The sequence below is a fragment of the Catenuloplanes sp. NPDC051500 genome (assembly GCF_044454585.1).
Lineage (GTDB): Bacteria > Actinomycetota > Actinomycetes > Mycobacteriales > Micromonosporaceae > Catenuloplanes.
On the sequence record NZ_JBITDX010000005.1, the window covers coordinates 172,752 to 193,417 of the forward strand.

At 68.6% G+C, this 20,666-nt stretch carries 25 protein-coding genes; 2 read left to right on the top strand and 23 right to left on the bottom strand.

Translation table 11 applies throughout. The features are described from left to right. Positions 1–37: 37 nt before the first annotated feature. Positions 38–292: a hypothetical protein gene (locus tag ACIA8K_RS12565; protein ID WP_396057985.1), complete on the top strand. Its 255-nt coding sequence runs from the start codon at positions 38–40 to the stop codon at positions 290–292. 81 nt (positions 293–373) lie between these two features. On the opposite strand, the gene ACIA8K_RS12570 is transcribed toward ACIA8K_RS12565, so the two are convergent. Then, positions 374–826, bottom strand: a complete 453-nt coding sequence (locus ACIA8K_RS12570; RefSeq protein ID WP_396057987.1) for a hypothetical protein — start codon at positions 824–826, stop codon at positions 374–376. Positions 827–975: 149 nt separating this feature from the next. Here ACIA8K_RS12570 and ACIA8K_RS12575 point away from each other — a divergent pair, with 149 nt between their 5' ends. Then, entirely contained in the window at positions 976–1,272 is a 297-nt protein-coding gene (locus ACIA8K_RS12575) for a hypothetical protein (protein ID WP_396057989.1), read from the top strand. A gap of 54 nt (positions 1,273–1,326) precedes the next feature. Here the strand turns inward: ACIA8K_RS12575 and ACIA8K_RS12580 are convergent, their stop codons facing one another. The 22 genes from ACIA8K_RS12580 to ACIA8K_RS12685 all read right to left on the bottom strand — a co-directional run bounded on the left by ACIA8K_RS12580 (position 1,327) and on the right by ACIA8K_RS12685 (position 20,659). Then, on the bottom strand, positions 1,327–1,605 hold the full coding sequence (locus tag ACIA8K_RS12580; RefSeq protein WP_396057991.1) for a hypothetical protein: 279 nt from the start codon (positions 1,603–1,605) through the stop codon (positions 1,327–1,329). Positions 1,606–1,690: 85 nt separating this feature from the next. After that, positions 1,691–2,602 carry a hypothetical protein gene (locus ACIA8K_RS12585; protein WP_396057993.1) on the bottom strand — a complete coding sequence of 304 codons (912 nt, stop codon included), beginning with the start codon at positions 2,600–2,602 and terminating at the stop codon, positions 1,691–1,693. Between the two features lie 72 nt (positions 2,603–2,674). After that, positions 2,675–3,301, bottom strand: coding sequence for a DUF4082 domain-containing protein (locus tag ACIA8K_RS12590; protein ID WP_396057995.1), 627 nt, complete (start codon positions 3,299–3,301; stop codon positions 2,675–2,677). Further along, positions 3,298–4,386 carry a hypothetical protein gene (locus tag ACIA8K_RS12595; RefSeq protein ID WP_396057998.1) on the bottom strand — a complete coding sequence of 363 codons (1,089 nt, stop codon included), beginning with the start codon at positions 4,384–4,386 and terminating at the stop codon, positions 3,298–3,300. The genes ACIA8K_RS12590 and ACIA8K_RS12595 overlap by 4 nt, the downstream gene beginning before the upstream one ends. 4 nt (positions 4,387–4,390) lie before the next feature. Continuing rightward, positions 4,391–4,789, bottom strand: a complete 399-nt coding sequence (locus ACIA8K_RS12600) for a deoxycytidylate deaminase (protein ID WP_396058000.1) — start codon at positions 4,787–4,789, stop codon at positions 4,391–4,393. Beyond that, on the bottom strand, positions 4,786–5,085 hold the full coding sequence (locus tag ACIA8K_RS12605) for a DUF2746 domain-containing protein (protein WP_396058002.1): 300 nt from the start codon (positions 5,083–5,085) through the stop codon (positions 4,786–4,788). The genes ACIA8K_RS12600 and ACIA8K_RS12605 overlap by 4 nt, the downstream gene beginning before the upstream one ends. After that, positions 5,082–6,137 (bottom strand): fibronectin type III domain-containing protein, encoded by a 1,056-nt coding sequence (locus ACIA8K_RS12610; protein WP_396058004.1) that lies wholly within the window; start codon positions 6,135–6,137, stop codon positions 5,082–5,084. Before ACIA8K_RS12610 ends, ACIA8K_RS12605 begins: the two co-directional genes overlap by 4 nt. Positions 6,138–6,149: 12 nt before the next feature. Further along, the gene (locus tag ACIA8K_RS12615) at positions 6,150–6,839 is read right to left on the bottom strand and encodes a hypothetical protein (RefSeq protein ID WP_396058006.1); all 690 of its coding nucleotides are present in this window, start codon (positions 6,837–6,839) and stop codon (positions 6,150–6,152) included. Positions 6,840–6,858: 19 nt separating this feature from the next. Beyond that, positions 6,859–8,577: a hypothetical protein gene (locus ACIA8K_RS12620; protein WP_396058008.1), complete on the bottom strand. Its 1,719-nt coding sequence runs from the start codon at positions 8,575–8,577 to the stop codon at positions 6,859–6,861. Further along, a complete protein-coding gene (locus tag ACIA8K_RS12625; RefSeq protein ID WP_396058010.1) occupies positions 8,577–9,440 on the bottom strand; it encodes a phage distal tail protein in 864 nt (287 codons plus the stop codon). The genes ACIA8K_RS12620 and ACIA8K_RS12625 overlap by 1 nt, the downstream gene beginning before the upstream one ends. Next, positions 9,440–12,799 (bottom strand): hypothetical protein, encoded by a 3,360-nt coding sequence (locus ACIA8K_RS12630; protein WP_396058012.1) that lies wholly within the window; start codon positions 12,797–12,799, stop codon positions 9,440–9,442. Before ACIA8K_RS12630 ends, ACIA8K_RS12625 begins: the two co-directional genes overlap by 1 nt. Positions 12,800–12,801: 2 nt before the next feature. After that, on the bottom strand, positions 12,802–13,071 hold the full coding sequence (locus ACIA8K_RS12635; RefSeq protein ID WP_396058014.1) for a hypothetical protein: 270 nt from the start codon (positions 13,069–13,071) through the stop codon (positions 12,802–12,804). A gap of 98 nt (positions 13,072–13,169) precedes the next feature. Continuing rightward, positions 13,170–13,514, bottom strand: coding sequence for a phage tail assembly protein (locus tag ACIA8K_RS12640; RefSeq protein WP_396058016.1), 345 nt, complete (start codon positions 13,512–13,514; stop codon positions 13,170–13,172). A 114-nt stretch (positions 13,515–13,628) separates the two neighbouring features. After that, on the bottom strand, positions 13,629–14,369 hold the full coding sequence (locus tag ACIA8K_RS12645; protein WP_396058018.1) for a hypothetical protein: 741 nt from the start codon (positions 14,367–14,369) through the stop codon (positions 13,629–13,631). Positions 14,370–14,440: 71 nt separating this feature from the next. Beyond that, complete coding sequence (locus ACIA8K_RS12650; RefSeq protein ID WP_396058019.1) at positions 14,441–14,929, bottom strand: hypothetical protein; 489 nt, start codon at positions 14,927–14,929, stop codon at positions 14,441–14,443. After that, positions 14,929–15,366: a hypothetical protein gene (locus ACIA8K_RS12655; RefSeq protein ID WP_396058021.1), complete on the bottom strand. Its 438-nt coding sequence runs from the start codon at positions 15,364–15,366 to the stop codon at positions 14,929–14,931. Before ACIA8K_RS12655 ends, ACIA8K_RS12650 begins: the two co-directional genes overlap by 1 nt. Further along, on the bottom strand, positions 15,363–15,704 hold the full coding sequence (locus ACIA8K_RS12660) for a phage head-tail adapter protein (protein ID WP_396058023.1): 342 nt from the start codon (positions 15,702–15,704) through the stop codon (positions 15,363–15,365). The genes ACIA8K_RS12655 and ACIA8K_RS12660 overlap by 4 nt, the downstream gene beginning before the upstream one ends. Continuing rightward, entirely contained in the window at positions 15,701–16,192 is a 492-nt protein-coding gene (locus ACIA8K_RS12665; RefSeq protein ID WP_396058026.1) for a hypothetical protein, read from the bottom strand. Before ACIA8K_RS12665 ends, ACIA8K_RS12660 begins: the two co-directional genes overlap by 4 nt. Positions 16,193–16,609: 417 nt before the next feature. After that, complete coding sequence (locus tag ACIA8K_RS12670) at positions 16,610–17,653, bottom strand: hypothetical protein (protein WP_396058028.1); 1,044 nt, start codon at positions 17,651–17,653, stop codon at positions 16,610–16,612. A 63-nt stretch (positions 17,654–17,716) separates the two neighbouring features. Further along, a complete protein-coding gene (locus ACIA8K_RS12675; protein ID WP_396058030.1) occupies positions 17,717–18,187 on the bottom strand; it encodes a hypothetical protein in 471 nt (156 codons plus the stop codon). Further along, positions 18,171–19,223, bottom strand: a complete 1,053-nt coding sequence (locus tag ACIA8K_RS12680; RefSeq protein WP_396058032.1) for a hypothetical protein — start codon at positions 19,221–19,223, stop codon at positions 18,171–18,173. Before ACIA8K_RS12680 ends, ACIA8K_RS12675 begins: the two co-directional genes overlap by 17 nt. Beyond that, positions 19,220–20,659 (bottom strand): phage portal protein, encoded by a 1,440-nt coding sequence (locus ACIA8K_RS12685; protein WP_396058034.1) that lies wholly within the window; start codon positions 20,657–20,659, stop codon positions 19,220–19,222. Before ACIA8K_RS12685 ends, ACIA8K_RS12680 begins: the two co-directional genes overlap by 4 nt. Between the last annotated feature and the right edge of the window lie 7 nt (positions 20,660–20,666).

Sequence of the window (20,666 nt, forward strand, 5' to 3'; positions counted from 1 at the left end):
TCGGGGTCGACCGATGGCTCCGGGGGAGGGCAAGCACGTGAAGATAGTTCGACTCAAGACGGGGGTTGACATCGTCACCCGCAGCGACACGGTGTTCCTCGATCCAAGGCTGTCCCGTGAAGATGCCCTGTACGCCCTTCAGCGGGTCTTGCCGGACATGCCGGAATCAAGGTTGAGGGTTGAACTGGAAAACGCCTTCCCCCTTCCCGACGACCAGCTCCACGCCCGAACCGAACCTGACGCGCTACCGGCGGCCCAGGTCGAGACGGCCGCCGCGCGAGCTGGACTGTAGCCCGGACAGCAAGGAGCCCCCGGCAGCGTGATGCTGGCGGGGGCTCTGCGGGTCGTGCTGAAATCCTGTGCGGCGTCTATATCACTCGCCCGCACTGCTACCGGTCCGGTTGCGCGAGGCCGGCTCGCGAATCAGGTCCAGGTCGACACCCGGCCGGCGTGGCGCGTACGTGAAGCCCTTCTTCGGCGAGTAGTGCACGACCGTGCCGGTCTCCTCCAAGTTCTCATGAAACCGCCGCAGCTTGTCGGCAGCCTCGGGAAGTAACTCGACTCCGGCGCGTCTCCGCGCTTCGGCGCGCAACATCTCCAGGTGGTAGGCGGTCCGGTGATGCTCCTCAATCTTCCAGGGCACCAGGCTCTCGTTGCGAACAGTGCGGGTCTTGATGCCGTGCTTGCGCCGGAAGTTCGACCACATGGCCGGCTTGGTCTCGATGCCGTACTTCTCGATGTACTTGTCGATGATCCAGCGGTACGGCCTACCCTCCTCGATCCAAGCAATCGCTTCGGCCTGGTTTTGCACCTTCGTGGCGGTCATGACCCCTCATCCCCCCGACGGACTTTTCACCCCTACGCGCTCCAAGGTACGGTGAGCCTGCTTTATGCGTCAACTCCAGGCCGAAGGGATGGCATATCTTGTCACCATCCGAACATCCGACACTACGCACCGAGAGGCCCCGGATGGAATTGACCGTCATCGTCTGTGACGTCTGCCGGAACCAGGGTGACCCGACCACAAGGTTCGAGGTCACCATGGGTGGCGAGACGAAGATCGTCGACCTGTGCGCCCGCGACGACATGAGCATCCGTGACCTGTTCCCATCTGAGAAGCCTGCCGCGCCAGCCAAACCCGACCCCGTGAAGTTCAGGCCGGCAGAGCCGGTGAAGGCCGCCACGACGAAGGCGGCCCCAGCGAAGGCAGCACCGGCGAAGGCCACCTCGCGCGGAGCCCGGCGGATCAAGATCACCGAACCCGACGACTGAGACGCGAAAAGCGCCCCGCAGCCGTGAAGCTGCGGGGCGCTTTGCGTTGGTGGGTCAGCCCTCGATCTCGCGGTCGGCCGGCTCGTCAGCCGACAGCCACGGTGCGAACCGGTCGATCAGCTCGGCCACGATCGGGGACTGCATTACACGAGCGACGAGACTGGCGACACCGACAATGGTGGCACCGGCCGCCGCGACGACGGCGGCCTGCTCCGGGGTCAGCGCGGCCTCGGCCGCAGACAGGACCGCCGGGGTCGCGACGAGCAGGATGCTCGCCACAGCCAGGGTGATCTGGAAAGCGGTGCGGATGACGCGACGGGTGCTGGCGTCCACTGGGATTGCCTCCTGGGCATGGAAGAAACCCCGCCAGCGGTCGCCAGCGGGGTCGAATCGGGAGACCGGCAGTCCGGTCGGAGGGTCAGAACGTGCCCGCGTTGAGGCGCTTCTGGAGCGCCACGATCGCGGTCGACTTCGCGCCCTTGGTCAGCGCGCCAGTCACGGGCGTGCCCAGGTACTTCTGGAGCGCCGCGACCGTCTTGTAGACCTGGCCGTTCTGGTAAAAGCCGTAGCCATCGATCGCGAGCTTGGCGTTCACCTTCGCGTTGAGGTACCGCTGGAGCGCCTTGATCATCGGGGACGGAGCGCCCTGCGTGACCGCGCCGGTCTCCGGCGTGCCCAGCTTCTTCTGGAGCGCCTTGATGGTGGCCGCGCCCAGGATGCCGTCCTCGGCCAGCTTGCCGGACGGAGCCGGAGCCGGTGCGGGGGTCGACGGCTTACCGCCACCCTTCACCCAGTCGTCGTAGCTCTCGCCCTTCAGGATCGACAGCACGCGGTCCATCGCGTCCTGGCTGTCGGCGTACTTCCGGATGAACGAGATGTGCACGTGCCACAGGTGGCTGGTGTCGCGGCCGGCATCCGGGCCGGAGTCCGCGCCGACGCCCAGCGCCTTGCCGCCGGTCAGGACGTAGCAGCTCACCGTCTCGGAGTCGAGCGTGCCGATGTACTCGCGCAGGATCGGCTTGCCGTCGATGAACAGTCGGCCGTCCCGCGCCTTCATGGCGTCGTGCAGCCGCTTGGAGAACAGCCGCATGTCGGACGCGTCCGGGAACGTCAGGTCGATCGCGGAGCTGAGCTTGCCGTTGCCCTCACGGTCGGCCGCGACATCGCCCCGTGAGTAGTCGTCGGTCGGCAGGTCATCGCGGTAGTTGTGGTAGCCGGGCTTGTCAGCGTAGACCCCGCCGAGCTTGACGTTGCGGTGAAAGGCGACGAAGCGCTCCCACAGGCTCCACATCGGACCACTGATCCGGGTCGGGTTGGGGTTGGTTGCCACTGGTGCTACCTCCATGCAGAAAGCCCGCCAGCGGGTCGCTGACGGGCTCGTGGAATGCGGGCTGATATGGGGTTAGGCGACGATCTCCAGGACCGCAGAGACCTCGCTGGCGCCGTTCCAGACGGTCGCGGTCGCGGCCACCTCGGCGGTGCCGTTCCACAGCGTGAGGATCGGGCCGGCTGGAGGCGTCGCGTCCAGCTCGAACCGCACGTCCTGGTAGAAGTTCCAGCCCGCTTCGACGCCGTTCGCGAGCGTGAACGTGGACGCGTTCGCCCAGCGCCCCGGCGGGGCCGTGGACGTCAACTCGCCACCCGGAGACGACGAAGCCGTAGTGAAGCCGGTCCGGTAGACGTAGCGCTCCGGCGTCAGGATTGACGCCTGATACGCCACGCCGGGCGTAAGCGTGATCGGCGCGGGGAGCGCGACCTCCATCCACGCACCCTCGAACCCGAGCGTCGAGACCATCGTCGAGCCGAGCAGCGCGCCATCGGATACGCGATGCAGGCCAAAGACGACCTGACCTCCGTTCAGCCCGTCCGTGGGCTGGGTTGCCGTGGGAACGAACCAGCGAATGTGCGTCGCGCGGCCAGCCACGTTGACCGTGAACCGGGTGCCCTGGGTCTGGGAAACCTTGGTGCCGTCCGCGACGCCCAGGTAGGCCGGCACCTCCGTGTTTGGGAAGATCGTTACCGTCGTCACGCCGTCCTCACGATCACCGTTCCCGCAGCCGTGCCACCCGGCACCGCCGCGCCGGCCGCCAGCACGAGCACCTTCGCCCCGGCGTCAGTGATCTGCGCCAGGGTGTGCGTGTGCGAGCTGGCCGCCGCGCCGATGTCGGAGAGGACCTGCGCCGCCGTGCGGAACTGAAGCGCGGTTGTCGAGCTGGCCCGGACGTAGCTGTTCGCAGTGAACGAGGTCAGGCCAGTACCGCCGCGCGCCGTCGCCAGCGTGCCGGCCGTGATCGCGCTGGCGTCATGCGTGTGGCTGACCGCCGCCGCGCCGATATCAGAGAGGACCTGCGCCGCCGATCGGAACTCCAGCTCGGTCGAGCTGGCCGCCCGCAGATACGCGCTGGTCGTAAAGGTGGTCATGCCGGTGCCGCCCTGGCCCGTGCCGAGCGTGCCGGTCAGGTCGTTCATCACGTGCCCGTGCGCGGACGGCGCGTAGGTGGCCGGCTTGTCGGCGATCTCCGACCAGGCGTGGCCGTGCGCCGCCGCCGGGAAGGTGGCCGGCTTGCCCTGCACCTCGGTCCAGGTGACCACCTGCCGCTCGGCCGGGAACGTGTTCGGCTTGCCGATGATCGCCGTCCACTCGACCTGCCCAGAATTGCCCGGCGGGAGCTGCGCGGCCGGAACCTTGCCGTTCGGCCCCAGCTCGGCCAGGCCGCCCGCAGCGCCCTTCAGCGTGGCGGCGAGGCAAAAGCCCGGAGCCTCCGGCACGGGGCTGGCGTCGAGCACGTCGGCCAGGTCAACGACGTCCGGGCCAGACACCGGCAGGGCCAGCTCCGCCTTCAGCGACTTACCGGCCACCATCGCAACGACCGAATACCTCCAGCCGACCGGCACCCAGTCCGGGTCGTCGGTCGCCGGGAGCACCAGCGAGAAGCCGCCCGTGCTGTCCAGGGTCAGCTTCGCCTCGAACGGCGTCAGGATCAGGTCGTCGGCCGGACCCTGGACGAACAGCTTGCTGGTGAACTTGACGGTGCCCTTCGCGGGCGTGCCGTCCGGATGCGTGATGAACCGCCCCGTCACCGTCTTGGTGGCGAGGCTCGGCGGGTATGCCACTGGGTCAATCCCCCTCGGGGTAGACGACGCGGGCGATCCCGGCTCCCGCGAGCAGGCGCGAGCAGCCGTCGCACGGCGCATCGGTGAGGTACAAGGTCGCGCCCCGGCTGGCGAGCCCGGCGCGCAGGAGCGCGTTCGCTTCGGCGTGGACTGCAATACACGTCCCGGCACCGCTGGAGTACGAATCCCCGGCGGCCACCTGGTCGTAGGAGAGGCGACCGCGCGGGCACGCGCCAGCGGTCAAGCACCCGGGCTGGCCGGCCGGTGCGCCGTTGTAGCCCGTCGACACCACGACGTTGTCCGTTACGACGATCGCGCCGACCAGACGCCGGGTGCAGTCGGCTCGCGCCGCGACCGCGCGGGCGATACCGAGGTAGTAGTCATCCCGGCTCGGCCGGGTCACAGCTTCCGTTCCAGCTGGGCCAGCCGGGCATCCGTGCGCTGGTCGGCCTCGAACCGCTCGCGCCGCTCCTGCTGGACTTCGGTCCGCAGGCCGCGCAGCTCCGCGATCACCACGTCGATGTCGTCCCGCAGGTTCGTCTTGTGCGAGTTCGCGACCTGCTCTTTGACCTCGCCGAGCCGCTTGTGGTTGCGCCGCAGGTACTCCAGCACCACACCGATCAGGGCCACCGTCACCGTGCCGACCGCCGTTACGATCGCGGCCTGAACCGGTGCTTCCAGGGAAAAGATGGGGATCACTTCCACTCCGTGCCGTTGCCAACCATCACGCGACACGGAACCCAGCTCGTGCCGTTGCCGACCCACACCAGGGCCGGAACCCAGGTGGTGCCGTTGCCGACGAACAGCGCCGACTCCGTTGTGAAGGAGCGGACCTCGGACCAGTCGCCCGTGCCCGCAGAGTTGACCGCGCGCTGGCGGACGTAGTACGTCGTGCCCGGCCGCAGCTGCGTTAGGACCGTGGAGTTCGACGTCACCCGGAACAAGCCGGCCGCCTCCGTGAACTCCGGATCGATCGCCATGTTGATGTCGTAGCCGGTGATCGCCGCGCCGCCGTCGTCGGCCGGCACGCCCCAGGACATCCGCGCCGACTCGGCCTTGATCTCCGTGAACGTCGCCGGATACGGGCCGGACGGGACCGTGATCAGCGTGGTGAACGAGCGACCCGAAGACCAGCCCGACCAGCCCACGCCGTTGCGCACCCGAACCCGGGCGTACAGCGTCGTGCCCTTCGGCAGGCCGGTGACAGTCTCGCCCTCCCACGGCGTCTTCTCCCAGGACTTCAGGATCGAGCCGAAGCCGGAGCTGGTCGACACCTGCCCGGCGTTGCCGTTGATCGCCGAGCCGTTCGTGGCCGGGGCCGACCAGGTGAGGTGCGCCGTCGTGCCCGTGATGCTGCCGACGTTCGGCGCGGCCGGCGTGGACGGAGCCGATGCCTGCCGCGCCGGGAGCGTGATGCTGCGCGAGTGCGTCGGGGCCGCGCCGTTGTACGCCCCGGACAGGCTCGCCGAGTACGAGTACGTCGGGCCGCCGTCGTAGTCCACGGAGGCGTAATACTGCGTGCTGAACAGCAGCTTCGACGCGCCGTTCGACAGCGTGTTGTTGAAGGAGCCCGAGCTGCCGTTCGTGCCGTTCAGCCGCCAGGACTGGGTGTCGTCGAAGTTCCACGAGCTGTCGACCTGCACGTACAGCTTCACGTACACGGTGACCACGTCGCCGGTCGTAGCCGCGCTGGTCGTCAGATCGATGCCGAGCCGCAGGTGGCCGTTGTAGCCACCCCAGGTGATCGCCACTGAGGTACCCCCTTACGCGGTCGGCTGGACCCAGATGCGGTCAGCGGACGGAGTGCCGGACGGCTGCGACGTCGACACCGTCAGGCTGTAGCCACCCCAGTTCGACGCGTTCTCGCTGGTGGCGGTCGCCAGGTTCTGCCAGGTCGCACCGTTCCAGAACTCCCACCGGGAGGTGCTGGTGTTGTAGCCCAGCTGGAACAGCCGGGCGCTGGCCGGCCGGGTCGACGAGGACCAGGACCTGATCCGCGTCCCCACGAACGACCGGTCATCGGCGACCCGCGCCGCGTCGATCGTCGTCGCGTTCGCCGTCACGGTGACGGTGCCGAGCGACACCTCGAAGATGCCCGCGTCCGTCTGCGTCAGTGCCGGAACCCCGGCACCGACCGTGCCGGTCAGCACGGCCAGCTCGCCCGCGTTGGTCGCCGGGTTGATCCGGCCCACGACCCGGTCGTACCGGATGCCGGACGTCGGCGCGGTCGCGATCGTGCGCGTCTCCACCGCCGAGCTGGTGAGGAAGTGGCCCCGGGCGATCAGCGAGCCGGCCTGGATCTGCACGGCCATGCCGCCGCCACCACCGGACACCTTCAGTCCGTTGCCGTTCGCCGAGTCGGCGACGCCGGAGTCCTGAAGCTCGCGCGCCCAGGTCGAGAACTGCGTCTCGGTCGTGTCCTGGTCGTCATAGGGGAAAGACGTGATGGCCATCCGGCCTACCTCCAAGGGGTCAGAACTGGGTGGCGGTCCAGTGCACGTTCGTCAGCGACGTGTTCGTCCGCGTCAGGACGATCGAGCAGCCGGTCAGGGTCGGGTCCTTGAAGCTGACGCCGGTCACCTGCGTCCCCGGCACGCTCGTGTCGGCGGTCACCTGGACGATTGGAATCGTCGTGAACAGGCCGGCCGGGAACGACACCGTGACCGATGTCGGCGTGTTCGCGGCGGTCGGCGTGATCGCCACCGTGCCGCCGATCATGATCGGCCGGTCGTCGGCGAAACGGACGCGCCGCCAGGCCGACCAGCCGGAGGGGTTGCCGGAGGAGAAGTAGACGTTCGGTGCGCCGGTATCGGCGATCTCGTTGAACATGCGGATCGCGCCGTCGCCGCCGTCGCCGTACACCTGGAGATAGCCGCCCCGCACACCCGGCAGGCCGTAGGCGGACTGCTGCGTAGGGGCCAGGTACAGGCCCGTCTTGCCTGGCTCGAACGCGTTCGCCAGCATGGAGCTGGGGATGTCGGCCGGCGTGGAAAGCCGAGACAGGACCGGCGCTTGGCCGGCCGACTCCAGCACGCCGATGCGCGACTCCGCCGACGAGACCCGCTTCACTATCGCCGCTCCCGCGTCGAAGCCGGATGTCTCGCCGAGCTTTGCGCCCAGGTGGAAGCCGTCGCTCTTGGCCTTCATGACGTAGCCGGACACCGTCGTTGACAGCTCCTGGCCCTCGACGACCACGGTCACCGAGTCGCCCATGAACCAGCTGGTGCCGAACGGCATCGAGCTGTCCTCCATCGGGACCGCCTGCACGGCGATCGACGAGAAGCCGCCCTCGGCCAGGGCCTCATCGCCGGCCTGCTCCAGCTCGGCGATCTTCTCCGTGTTCCGCTGGTCGATGAATCGCTCGATCCTGCGACCCCATGCCTGCTCACCTGCGAGGCTCGCGGCCGTCGTGCGCAGGACGAACTGGCGCTTGACGCCCTCGTCCTGACCGGCGACCAGCGCCCGGGTGATGCCCGGTGGGGACGTAGCGACCTTGTGGCCGGACAGCGTGGAGTTGCGGATGTCGAGCCGGATCTCCGCCGTCCGGTTGGCAACGGCGTACGTCTCGAAGACGATCGCGCCGCCGCGCTGGATCATGCGGAAGCCGAGCCCGGCCATCGTCGCCAGGTCGGTCAGCAGCTCCCCGAGGACGGAGAACCGGGCGGACTTCGTGACCGTGGGGCCGCGCCCCAGGTTCGGCCCCATCTGCACCTTGGTCAACATCGTGCCGGTCGGCCGGCGAGCGCCGGGCGCGAGCGGGCTGATGTTCGCCGCGACGAAGCCGTGCATGACGGTCTCGGCCGGGCCGGTGCGAACGTCGTTGGCAAGCCCCTGCGTCAGCGGGTTCGGGTTCGTCGGGTCCGGGTAGGCCAGGACGTCGGCGAGCAGGACCATGTCGGTCACGCCGGAGAACGTCAGCTCGCCGCCCGGGTTGGTGATCGTCGCCTCGTTGGTCGGGGTGACCACCGGGCCGGAGAGCATCGTCTGCCCGTCCGGCCCCGTGATGATGATGCCCGCGCCCGGGGTCCGCAGCGCGCCGGCCAGCGGGTGACCGGTCGGCAGGACCAGCTTCCAACTGCCCACGTTCAGGTGAACGTCGTCAACCTCAAGATCCAGGTCCTGCGGGGAGATCAGTCCCAGCCGGTCCAGGTTCTTGTTGCGCACCTCCACCGTGATGTCCGACAGCCGCATCAGATGATCACCCGCTTCCGCGCCCGCCACGTGCACGTGATGCTCGATGCCGTGGTGGTGTTGTCCATCGACGCGACCGCGTCACTCGTCCCCCGGGGGATGTGCCAGAAGCGCGGCGCGGGCGCGAGGTTCGCGTACCGGTTCGCGCCGGACTGGTCGACGACCGAGGCGCGCGAGGCGTCGACCGTGAGGACCTGGCCGGCCGTCAGCGTGCCGGTCCAGCGCAGCGTCTCCCCGGTCGGTGACGTCGCCGTGAAGTTGGTGCCGGGGCCGGTGACCGTCCAGATGGGCGGCGACGGAGCCGACCCCGGGTTGACGAGGTGAATCGTGCCGATCGCCTGCGAGGCGGCCACCTTCAGCGCGGTCAGCGACCCGTTGAGCAGGCCGCGTCCCGCGCCGGAGTTGCGGACGGTTGTCGAGCTGGACACCGAGCTGGTCCAGTACGGTGACCCGGCCCGCAGCGTGACGACCGTCGAGAGGTCTGTCTCGCCGATCGTGTCGACGCCGTAGATCCAGGCCCCGCCGCCTTGCCATTCAACCGGTACGGACCAGCTGGTGCCGTCGTCCTCCACCATGCGCAGCGTCATGCCGCCCTCGGCGAGCATGATCTCCAGCCGGGCCAGCTCGTCCTTGAGCTGTTGCCGGCCCTTCGTGTTGATGTGCAGCGGCAGGTCGATGTCGCGCGGCCCGAGGCGCGAGCCACGGAACGTCGCTCCGTCACCCGCGCCTTCCGACCACTGCGGCACGACCTCCGGGAAGCCCAGGCCGGTCGCGCCGGCCAGGGCCTGAATCCCGGTCCCGAAGTTGAGCACGTCGTCCAGGTTGAGGACGTCGGTGCTCGATTCGAGCTGAAGATGCGGCATTACCAGCCCACCATCCTGGCCCGGTCGGCGGCCTTGAACAGGTCCTCTTCGGAGCTGATTGAGCTGCCCGGTGCCGCGTAGTAGTTGAGGGTCTTGCCGCCGGAGCTGCCGCCGCCAGCCTCGATTGCGCTGTCGATCGCAGCCGTCAGTGACCGGGACACGCCCGGGGCTTCGACCTGCATTCCGCTGACCTCGTCGGTCAGGCCGGTCAGCGACTCGCGCACCGCGCCGTAGCGCGACTCCAAGCCGTTGATGAATCCGTCGATGACGAGCTGGCCGGCGTCGTAAAGCAGGACGCGGTCGCGCTGGGCCGGACCCTTCCAGTCGGGCAGCATGTCGGTCAGCGCCCCGAGGGTCGCCGCTACGGTGCTGAACATCGACTTGATGCCGCTGATCAGGCCCTCGATGATCTGCCGGCCGACACTGACCAGCACGGAGCCCGCGTTCGAGAGCGCGTCCCGGATCGTGCTGGGCAGGTTCCTCACCGTGTTGACCACCGCGCTGACCCCGGAGCTGAAAGCCCCGCGCACCGCGTTCCAGGCCGACTCGGCGACGCCCTTCAGCGCGTTGAGTCCGCCGGACCAGATGGACCGCAGGGTGCTCATCGCCGACGAGCCGAGGTTGCTCAGCGTGGATAGGAACGAGGACCAGCCGCCCTTGATGCCGTCCCACGCCGCCGTCGCGCCGGAGCGGATCGACGCCCAGCCCTCGGCGAACAGCTTGGCCCCGGCCTTGAAGAAGCCGGTGATCTTGCCGATCACGAAGACGTTCAGGGCCGTCTCAATGATGCCAACGATCGTGTCCCAAATGCCCTTGAAGATCGACTTGATGCCGTCCCACATGCGGGACCAGTCGCCGGTGAACAAACCAGCGAACGTGTTCCAGATGCCGGTCACGATCTCGACGACGCCCTCGAAGACCAGGGCCACGCCGTTGATCGCGCCGACGAAGGTATCGAGCAGGAGCCCGGCGACGAACGCGATGGCCGGAGCCAGGATCGGAACCAGGAAGTCGACTACAGCCTGTAGCGCGACGAGCACGGGCATCAGTGCCTCGGCCAGCCGCGCGATGGCCTCCTTCATCTTGGGGAACCATTCGGTCACAACCGGTGCAATTGCGGCTACCAGCGGACCGATGATCGCGGTCGCGATCTCCAGGATCTTCGTGATCACCGGGGTCAGCGCCGTGACGATGCCGGCCAGGGCGGAGCCCAGGGAGTCCCACAGCGGAACGATCAGCGGAAGGATCTCGGCGACCATGCTGAGCAGCACGTTCGCGACCGAGCCGAGCAGCGTAGCGACCGGGCCGAGCAGCCCCATCAGCGCGCCGAGCGCGGCGACCAGGGCGTCACCGAGCAGCGGAGCAATCGTCTGGAGCACCGGAGCCAGGCCGGAGAACGCGACGACGATCGTGTCCAGGATGCCGCCCGAGCCGAGACCGGCGAACGCCGTAGCCAGCTCACCGACGACTGGGGCCAGCGCGGTAACCGCAGCCAGCAGAACGCCCGAGAGCAGCATCACCAGCTGCTCGATGACCGGGGCCAGCTGGATCACGGCACCCGCCAGAGCGGTGAAGATCGTGGCGATCACCGGAGCGAACGCCGCCGCCATCGCGCCGATCAGGCCGAGCAGTGCGCCGAGCGCGGTAGCGACCGGGCCGAGCGCGGGCTGCAACGCCGTGACCGCCTTGGCGATCCCGTCGAACAGCTCGATGATGCCCATCTGCGTCGATGCCTGCGACAGCGCGGTGGTCAGCCCGCCCAGCAGATCGCCGAGCGCCTGGCCGGCCAGCGGCAGGACCGCTTGAAGCGTGTCCGCCAGGGTGGAGAAGAACTTCTCGACGCCGGGGCCAGACCGGGTGCTGATCTCGTCCATCGCCGCGTGCGCCGCGACGAAGACGTTCGTCAGCTTGGACTGGAAGTTCGCACCGTTGACGACGTCGGAGATGTGCGTCAGCGCGTCGGCCAGCGTTGCCAGCGAGCTACCGCCCGCCGCCTCGGCCGCCTTTGCGAATCCATTGAGGATCTGCACGGACTCGACCAGGATCGTGCCCAGGTCCTTCAGGGCCTCGATGCCGGTGTTGATCCAGCCGTTGAGCTGCGACTGCTCGCCGCCCTCGGATGCGCGGATCAGGAACTCGTTGAGGCGGGCCGTGATGTCGGCGAACCACTGCGCCAACCGGGGCAGGTACCCGGCACCGACCGTGCCCAGGATCGCGATGATCGACGCCATGTCGCCGGTCGCGCCGGTCGCGATGGTGATGGACTCGGACAGGTCGTCGAACATGCCGGCCAACGCCGGGACGAGCGAGTCGCCCAAGCCGGTCGCCAGGCTCGCGAAGAACCCGCCGAGCTGCGTGCTGACCTTCGCCATGCCGGAGGAGAACTCAGGCAGCAGCCCGTCGATTAGCTCTCGCAGCGGCTCCTGCGCGACCGCCCAGAAGTTGTCCTGGATGGTCGACTTCAGACTGTTCCACGCGGTGACGACCTCGGGGATGCGCTGCTTGAAGTCGGCGAACGCAACGACCGTGGCCGTGAGGCCGATCGCGACACCACCCAGGATGCCGGGCAGCGCGAGCGCTGCCGGCCCGATCGACGCGAGCGACGACGCCAGGGCGAACAGGTTGGCGGCCGACGCGATGCCGACCGAACCCAGGTTCGCGATGGCGAGCGCCAGCGTGCCGATCAGCGGGATGGCCTTGTCCAGGTTCTTGATGCTGTTCCACAGCTTGTCCAGGATGTCCCCGAGGAGCCGGGCACCAGACAGCGCGGCGAGCAGCGTGGCGACCTTCGTAACCGCCGACTTGCTGACCTGCGGAATGATCGTCACCGTGCGCGGGCGGGTCAGGGCAGCGAGCTTGACCTGCGCCACGATCTTTGCGGGCTCGTTTACATCGACCTCGATGTCACCGCGCAGCTCGTCCAGGTGGTCCTGAATGTCGGAGATTTGGTCGAGCACGTGGCGACGCGAGACCTCGTCCAGGTCCACGTCCAGGTCGATCGCATCGACGTCTTCCTGAATCCAGGCGAGCTGCGCGTCGAAGTGATCCTTGTCGACGTCGAGCTTGACCTTGCTGCCGGACAGCGAGTCGATCTGGCGCTGGATCGCGGCGAGCGCAACGTGCAGGCGGTCCTGGCCCTCCAGATCGACCCTGACCTTGGCGTCCTTCAGGGCCGCTTCCAGCTGGCGCTGCACCCGCTCGGCCGCCGCCTTCAAGCCGGTCGTGTCCAGCTCGACCTTGACCTTGATCGGGTCGAGCGACTTCTCGATCCGCTCCAGCTGGACCTTGGCTTCCTTCTTGAAGTCCGTGGTGTCCGGCGTGATCTTGACAGCGATCGACCCGATGACCGCGTCGGCCATGCCTACCTCCCGAAGTTCTTGAACAGCTCGGCAACGGAGGTTGGCTTCTTCGGCTTGTCCGGCTTCGCCTTCGCCTTCGGGCGGGGCCACAGCGGGATCTTCGGAGCCTTGCCCTTGCCCCAGTTGCCCGTGGCCCGCGTCTGCTGATTGATGGCGTCGTATATGTCGGCCAGCAGATGCCGGTCCGTCCCCCAGCCGAACTGGGTCCGGCCGCCCGACGCGAGAGCGACCGTCATGGAATCGTCGGGCAGCCTCTGCACCAGCGCGAGCACGAGCGAGGGGGCCGGACCGCGACCCTCCACAACGTCAACCAGGTCGACGCCGTAGTAGAACCGCAGGTCCGCGTACAGCCCCTCGCCGTGCTCGTCGATCAGGCGGCAGAGGGCGAGGCTTCCCCCACGCGGGTGCCCGCCGAGTACGCCTCGAAGATCTGCGCGAGCACGGCCAGGTCCTCGCCAACCGCGTCCAGCAGCTTGCGGGCGCGCGTCTCGCTCTCCGCCACAAGGCGGATCGCGTCGGCCAGCAGCGCGGCCTGGTCTGCGCCGTCCTCGCCCAGCTTGTCCTGGAGCTTGGACAGCTCGTCACGCCGGGTCTTCGGCAGACGCAGCGGGTTCAGCAGCCGGACGACCTCGCCCTCGGCGATGGTGATGTCGGTCGAGCCGTACTTGCGCTCGGCGGCGGCGCGGATGTCGTCAAGGGTGATGGCGTTGGACATGGGGTTGCGGACCTCCAAGGTCGGTGGGGCAAGGGGTTCGCGGCGTCTCGGGGGTGGAACCCCGGCTGCACGCGGAGGTCCGCGTCACGCGTGCAGCCGGGTCGTCCAGGTGGGTCAGGACTTGATGCCGGCCGCCCAGGCGGTGCCGTTCCAGTACGCGTTCGACGCGTCGCCGAGAATCACGTACTGGCCGCTGGTCCACGCCGTAGTCGGCGAGGCATCCACGTCAGCCATGGCCGCGAGGTTCGCCGGGGTCGCCGAGCCGGACGGCGTGAACGTGCCCGGTGCGCCAGCGGTAGCGCCGCTGGCCGGCGTGCCGCCCAGCGGGGTCACCGCGTAGGTCCAGGTGTTCGTGCCGAGCGCCATCGGCTTGACGCCGAGCGGGAGGCCGGCCAGCGACTCGGTGTCCGAGATGGACAGATCGTCGTTGCGGAAGATCTCGCTCTTGGGCGCGTAGAACGCGAAGTAGTTCGCGCCGTCGATGAAGACCGCGAGGAAGGCCGCCTGCGTCGGGGCCGGGTCCTGCGGGACACCGATCAGGCCGGACGGCAGAGTCGGCGCGTTCTGGCCGTAGAACAGCCGGAGCGAGTCCTCGTCGAACTGGACGACCGTGAAGGTCAGCGTCTCCTGCCGCGCGCTGTACTTCGTGCGGAGGCTCTTGTTCTGGAGGCTGCCCAGCGTGGTCGCCTCGCCGCCCTCGGAGGTGACGCCGAAAACGTCCTCCAGGCTGGTGTGGCCGACCGGCTGCCAGGGCGCACCGATCGAGAGCAGGTCGTTGGGGAGCGTGGTCCCGGTGGGGGCGGTGAAATAGTTACCGCTGCCGATGACCAGCGTGGCGTTGTCGTTCAGAGCCACTGTGGATTTTCCTTTCCAGGGCACGCCGAAAGCCCCGCGCTGCTGGGCAGGCGGGGTGAGGCGAAGCGGGGTCAGAGGTTGGGGGTAAGCGCCTTGCGGATCGAGACGCGGAACTGCGTCTCGTACCTGGTCACGCCGGTCGGCAAGTCGGCGTACTGCACCGGCCCGGAAGACGTGGCCCAGTCGGGCGCACGCCGGGGGGCCGACGTCATCTGGACGCGGGTGATGTGCCCTCGGCCGGGCACGATTGCGTTGTCGAACCAGGCGTTTCGCAGGGACACCCGCACGGCCTCAGCCAGCAGGGCGGCATCCTCGTCACCGTCCGGGTCCTCGCAGAACGTGTGGACCGCGATGTCGGCGCGGTCGGTGAACCGGTCATCGCCCTGCCAGTCGCCGAACTGCGGCAGGCGGCGCACCAGCACGAGCGGCCAGTGCTGGTCGTCATGGACCAGCGCCTGCACGCGCACACCCGGCAGCCGCTCCCTCAGCACGTGCAGCAGGATGTCCTCGACCGGGCTCAGCTCGGCCAGCTGGCGGACAATCGGGGGAAGGTTCGCCATCAGCCCCTCGCCTTCTTCGCGGCCGAGCCCGACACCTTCTTGCCCTTGCGGGGAATCCGGGTCGCGTTCGTCAGGATGTAGGTGGGCCGGGAGGCCGGCACGGTGATGGTGTAGGAGTAGCCGAACTCCTTGTTGTAGATCCGGCGCTTGTACGAGCCGTGGCCGTACTCGATCGACAACGCGGCGTGCAAGCCACGCGTGTCGTCCAAGACGACGTACCAATCGACGTGGCCGTATTCGTTGTCGCCGCGCTCCAGCCGGATCGACGCGTGGCCGGAGCTGTCGCCCCGGGCGTCGTCGCGGTCCAGGTGCGCGCGGACCAGGTTTTCCTCAGCCGCCGCAAACATCCCGAAGGCCAGGCCACCGAGGTAGCCCTGCACGCCCGGCATGTTCGCCAGATGGCCGTTCAGCCAGCGTTCCTCGACCGTCCACTTCACGGGCGCTCCCGCAGGTCTAGCGACCAGTGCCGCGTCTGCCGGGTACCGTGGTGGTAGGACGGCGGAGCCGCCACGTCCCACAGCTGGCCGTTCCACTCGACGCGCGACCACAGGTCGACGCCGGGCAGGTTGGCCGGCACGATCATCTTGATCACGTTGATCTGCTGCTGACCCGGCACCTCGGCCTTGGAGGACCGCTGCGGGATCATCGCGGCGCGGACGGTGATCGGGGGCGCATCCATGTCAACGGTCAGGACCTCGTCGCCGCGCCGGTTCGTGGTGGCCGTCGTGGGCCACACCTTGACGGTGACGCCACGGCGTCGCTGATGGCTGCTCACCAGGGCTCCAGCCCGTCGCCGAAGTACGGGAAGGGCGAGTTCGGAGAGCCGTTCACCGGCACATACGCGGACGGCGAGATCGTCTCGCCGACCTTGCGCATCCGGCGCGACGTGCTCTGCGGACCCCATGCCGACGCCGTCACCGACGTGAGGCCGACGCCGCGACCGGCGATGCCGGCCAGCAGCTTCTGCTCCTCGCGCGTGAAGTACACCGAGCCGGCGTTCTCGCCGGCCGCGTCCGACCACTGCACCGTCTCGTCGCCAGCGCGCGACGTCGTGTAGCCCTGCGGGTTCTCGACAAACCGCCGAGCCGCCCGCAGCACGAGGACCCTCACCTGGCGAGGCGGGGCGTCCTCCGGCCACTCCCGGCCGTACTCCATCGCGAGGTCCGAGGCGTCTTGCAGCGCCGCCTCCGCGATGCGCTCCTGGCCCTCATCCAGGTCCCAATCGAGCCGTTCCTTCAGCTCGTCAAGCGAGGCATACGCCATTGATCGCCACCTTTCAGCGGATGGAAGTGCGCGGCCAGCAGGCGATACCTTCAGCCGTATGGGATTCCTCTCGCGCGCCTTCGTTCCTCGGAAGGTCCGCCGCGCACTCAACCCGGTGTCGTCCGCAAAACGGGTGGCGCGCAACAGGCTGATGCCTCGCACGCTCCGCCGGGCAAGCTGGGGCTTACACCAACTGTTCAACCCATTCAGCGCCATCGCTTACCTGGTTGAGCGGCCGGTCGTTACGGCCATAAGGGGAGGCGGGACGCGGCGCACGCCGAAGCGCAGCGGACCACTCATCGTGTATCGGCACGGGGCCTGCCCCGTCGAGCACCGAACGCCGAGTGCCGCAAGCCGGTGCCGTAACCGCTGACCCCACCGGCCCGGCCCGCATTACACGAGCCGGGCCAAAAAGGATCAGGCCGCGATGCCCAGGCCGGTCAGAGCGTTCAGCTCCGCGTCGTGCGCGGCGGAGAAGCCCTCACTGGTCCGGCCGACCTTGCCGTTCGGCAGCGAGTCGGTGCCGCCCAGCTCCAGCTGGATCGCCCGCACGAAGTGCTCGTACTGCGACACGTACGCCTGCCGGGTGTCGGAGTCCACGCCCACGAGGTCGTCCGAGACGTGCCGGAAACCCTTGTAGGTGTTGAAAATGCTGCGGTCCTGGAACTTCAGGGAGTCGTAGTCCCTGATCCACCGCAGGGCCACACCATTGTGCGATGCCGAAGCACCGAACGGGACGCTCTGCGGAACGCTGGGAGCCCCCGTGGCAAAAATGAACGCGCTGTCGACCATCGCGACGGCCATGGTCGGGGGCAGCTCCTGCGCCACGACGATGTTGAAGCCGAACCGCTGGCCGATCGTGGCGTTCCGCAGCGCAGAAACGGCCTCGGCCTCGCCGACGTTCTGCGCGAGGTTCAGCTTCTCGTCGGCGAGCAGGGCCGCCTCGAAGTCCGTGCCGACCAGGAGGGTGCGGGCACCGTCCGGAACGCGGAGCGCGTTCATGGTCTGGCGGGCGCGGATCAGGCCGGCGCGCAGGCCGTTGGCCGGGATGCCAAGCGTGACCTCGTACGGCGCGTCGATGAGGTAGTCCGTCGCCTGGGTCTCCAGACCACGGCCCAGCGCTTCGGTCTGCTTGCGGGCGAGCTTGGCCCAGCCGGGCAAATCGAAGTCGTTCTGCTCGTCCGTCAGGCGCACGGCCGAGTAGATGTCGCCACCGAAGGTGACCTGGATCTTCCGCTCGCTGTACTCGTCGAACTGGATCTCCGTCGAGCGGTTGTTCCGCCAGCCGTAGGTCCGGTAGGGCAGGACGCCCTCGACGACCACGTTGATCGCGTCGTCCTTCGCGCCCTTGAACTGATCGATGCCCTCGCGCCGGAACACGGCGGGGACGACCAGCTTCTCTTCCAGGAGCACCGCTGCGGTCGCAGCGATCTTCTCCGGCTTGACTACCTGATGCACCACTTGCTCAGTCCTCCACGGGAGATTCGGCCTGTATTACACGTGCGGGCCTGACGATGTCGCCGATCACCAGCGGGACGCGCGTGCAGCGCGGGCCGCCTTGACCGGGTCGAATGCCTCGTCTTCGTTCGGATCGAGGCCACCACTCAGCTCGCCGACCGGCTCCTTGGCCGGCGTGACGAACTTCTGGAGCTTGGCGGCGTGCGCCTTCAGCTCGGGTTCCGTGCTGCCCTGAAGCAGCTCGGCCAGCTCGTCGGGGAGCTGGGCCGTGCGAGCGACCTTCTCGACCAGCAGGTCCCGCTCCAGCTTGGAGTTGGTCTGCCGCAGCTCGTTGACCGCCGCCTCGAAGTCCTCGGGACTCTTGGCAGCCGCCAGCTTCGCCTCCGCCTCGCGCAGTCGCGTGCGGTACTTGCCCGCTTCGGCGCGTACCTTGCTCAGCGCGGCCCGCGCGCCGGCCAGATCCAGGCCGTCATCCTCGGTCGCCGCCGGGACGGTCTCCTCGGTCGTCTCGGTCGGAATCTCAGCGGACTCGGACACGATCTCGGTCTGCGGTTCCTGCGTCGAATCGTTGCCGCTCAATGGGGGTCGCCTCCAGGGCGTTCGGGGTGGACCTCGCCGCCAGGGCTGAGGCTGCTTGCTGGTCCCGGAAGTACCTGCGCCACACGCGCAGCGCGTCCTTGCCGGAGTGGCCCTTCGTGACCTCGGGCCACAGGTCTTGGTATTCGCGGTTCAGCGCGAACCGCTCCGACGCGTAGTCGGATTCGGCGTACAGCTCGATCGCGACGCAGTGACAGTTGTCGTGGTATTGGTCGCCGTCGCTGTAGGTCGCCGTGAGCTTGGTCTTGTAGACCGCGCCCCGGCTGATCAACATGGCGCAGAACCCGCACGGGGTGCCGGACTGCGAGACGCGGGCGTAGCCGACGACGCGGGTGTCCCGCTGCGCGGCGGACCAGGTGGCCGACCGCGCGCCGTTCATGACAATCCGCTCGACCGCTGCGGCCGACCGCGTGCCGGCCTCGATGTGGGCCTGCTCGCGGCGCGCGTCGACCTCGTCCGCCGGGCGGGCCGTGTCGATCTCCCGTACCTTCCGAAGCAGGTTGTTCGGCCCCAGGTTGAGCAGCACCTCTTCGGCCTCGTCCTCCGCGTCCGCCTCCAGGGCGGCGTGGTCGTTGACGAGCGAGGGCAGCTTCTCCACCGGGATCGAGTCGTTGTCCGAGCCGGGCCGGTAGCCGGAGTCATCGCCGACCAGGGCGACGAACTCCCGGCGCAGGACCACCAGGTCAACGGATGCCAGGGTGGAGCGGGCGGGGTCGGCGATCGTCCGGCCGGTACGCAGCGCGCGAGCCAGGCGGTAGTAGGCCATCGCCAGAAGCCGGGCGGCCATCCTGCGGGCGAGGACCATGTCGACGATCCGCGCGAGCCAGGCCGAAGCCTGGGCCGGGCGGAAGATGGCCGGCATGTCCTGCCACATGGACAGGGCCTCCTGCACGGCCTGGACTCCGAGGTACGCCAGCGCGGCCTGGTAAGCGATGCCCACCTGCTCGGCCTCTCGCTGGCGTGCCGCTGTTGTCATGCCGCGATGGGCGCGGCTGTAGTCGTCTGCGCCGGGGTCGTATGCTGGCGGGTCGTGGCCCGGGTGATTGACTGCGCGAGCCGAAGCTGCGAGTCGGACTCCTCGGCGATGCGCTCCCATTCGTCAACCTCGTTGCGGGTGACGCCGGGAACGCGCGGCCACAGACCGCGTGCCGGGATGCCGAGCTGCGCGGAGAGCTTGCCGAGACCGTCAGCGGACTGCGCCAGGGACTTCATCTCCATGTCGCGCCACAGCACCTCGCAGGAGTACGCATCGACGCCGTCAGCGTCGCCCTCCAGCTCGGCCGCGAGGCGGAAGACGCGCTCCCAGGCTTCGCCGAAGCTGTTGCGGAACTCCTGGACTTTCCTGAGCAAAGCCGTTTCCGCCGCCTCCAGGGCCTCCGCCGACAGGTTGGCAATCTGGCCGAGCAGGTGATGCGGGGGAGTCTGGCTGATCGCGGCCAGGTGCCGGATCGACATGTCGATGGAGGCGATCAGGCCCTCCAGCGGGGTCGCCTCCAGGCTGCCGAACTTTACGTCCGGGTCCTCGGCGAACAGGAAGCGGCGCGCGTTGTGGTTGATCGGCAGCGGGATCGGGTTGCCGGCCGAGTCCAGCTCGACCTCACCGGTCTCCGGGTCGCGCTTGACCGGCGGTGCCATACCCGTTGCGTAGCGCACCTGGCTGCTTTGGTAGGACTGCGCCAGGAGCAAGTCAAAGACCGTCTGGTTGATGCGGTTCTGCAAGGCGATCATGGGCTCGATCACCCCGACCGTGCGGCCCTCCAGGTCGACGGCCGCCGCGAACCGGGTCACCGGGCACTCGCTCGCGCCGTGCTTCGTCTTGGTCAGCACCTTGACGGAGTCGGCGTCGCCGAGCGACCCGAAGGTCACCTCGTACTCGTACGTCTCGTCGAACATCCGGGCCTTGCCCGGCTTGTCGTCGCGCGGCCAGGCCGTCACCGTGATGGCGACGATCGGCGTCTGGTCGTTCGCCGCGTCCTCGAACAGCGCAGCGGTCCGCATCGCGGACAGGCCCTTGGTCTTCACCAGCCGCTTGCGGCCCTTGCGGACCGCCTCGGTCAGCGTGAAGGAATGGCCGAACTTGAGCGCACCCTTGTGGATCGCCAGCTGGCGCGCGTCCAGGCCGGAGCGCTGCCAGTGCCTCCACTCGGACAGCTGCTCACCGACCGCGAGCTGCTTGTCGGCCCGGCGCACCGAGTCGACATACATGGCCTGGGCCGGCGTATTCAAGAGCAAGGGCATCCAGTTGGACACCGAGCGCTCCGCCAGCAGCCGGTACTCCGCGTCGGAGCTGATCGGCATGTACGGGTCGTCGTGCTCGCCCTGAACGTAGTCATCGATGCGCTGAAGTCGATCGCGGTCCTTGTGCAGGGTTGCGAGCAGCTGCCGGGCGTAGCCGAGTTCGGAGTCGGCCATGGGGGAT

Bases quoted from the DNA above. Each gene is read 5' to 3' on its own strand.
- ACIA8K_RS12570 (WP_396057987.1), bottom strand. From the start codon at position 826: ATGACCGCCACGAAGGTGCAAAACCAGGCCGAAGCGATTGCTTGGATC.
- ACIA8K_RS12615 (WP_396058006.1), bottom strand. From the start codon at position 6,839: ATGGCCATCACGTCTTTCCCCTATGACGACCAGGACACGACCGAGACG.
- ACIA8K_RS12620 (WP_396058008.1), bottom strand. From the start codon at position 8,577: ATGCGGCTGTCGGACATCACGGTGGAGGTGCGCAACAAGAACCTGGAC.
- ACIA8K_RS12625 (WP_396058010.1), bottom strand. From the start codon at position 9,440: ATGCCGCATCTTCAGCTCGAATCGAGCACCGACGTCCTCAACCTGGAC.
- ACIA8K_RS12630 (WP_396058012.1), bottom strand. From the start codon at position 12,799: ATGGCCGACGCGGTCATCGGGTCGATCGCTGTCAAGATCACGCCGGAC.
- ACIA8K_RS12640 (WP_396058016.1), bottom strand. From the start codon at position 13,514: ATGTCCAACGCCATCACCCTTGACGACATCCGCGCCGCCGCCGAGCGC.
- ACIA8K_RS12650 (WP_396058019.1), bottom strand. From the start codon at position 14,929: ATGGCGAACCTTCCCCCGATTGTCCGCCAGCTGGCCGAGCTGAGCCCG.
- ACIA8K_RS12665 (WP_396058026.1), bottom strand. From the start codon at position 16,192: ATGGCGTATGCCTCGCTTGACGAGCTGAAGGAACGGCTCGATTGGGAC.
- ACIA8K_RS12680 (WP_396058032.1), bottom strand. From the start codon at position 19,223: ATGACAACAGCGGCACGCCAGCGAGAGGCCGAGCAGGTGGGCATCGCT.
- ACIA8K_RS12685 (WP_396058034.1), bottom strand. From the start codon at position 20,659: ATGGCCGACTCCGAACTCGGCTACGCCCGGCAGCTGCTCGCAACCCTG.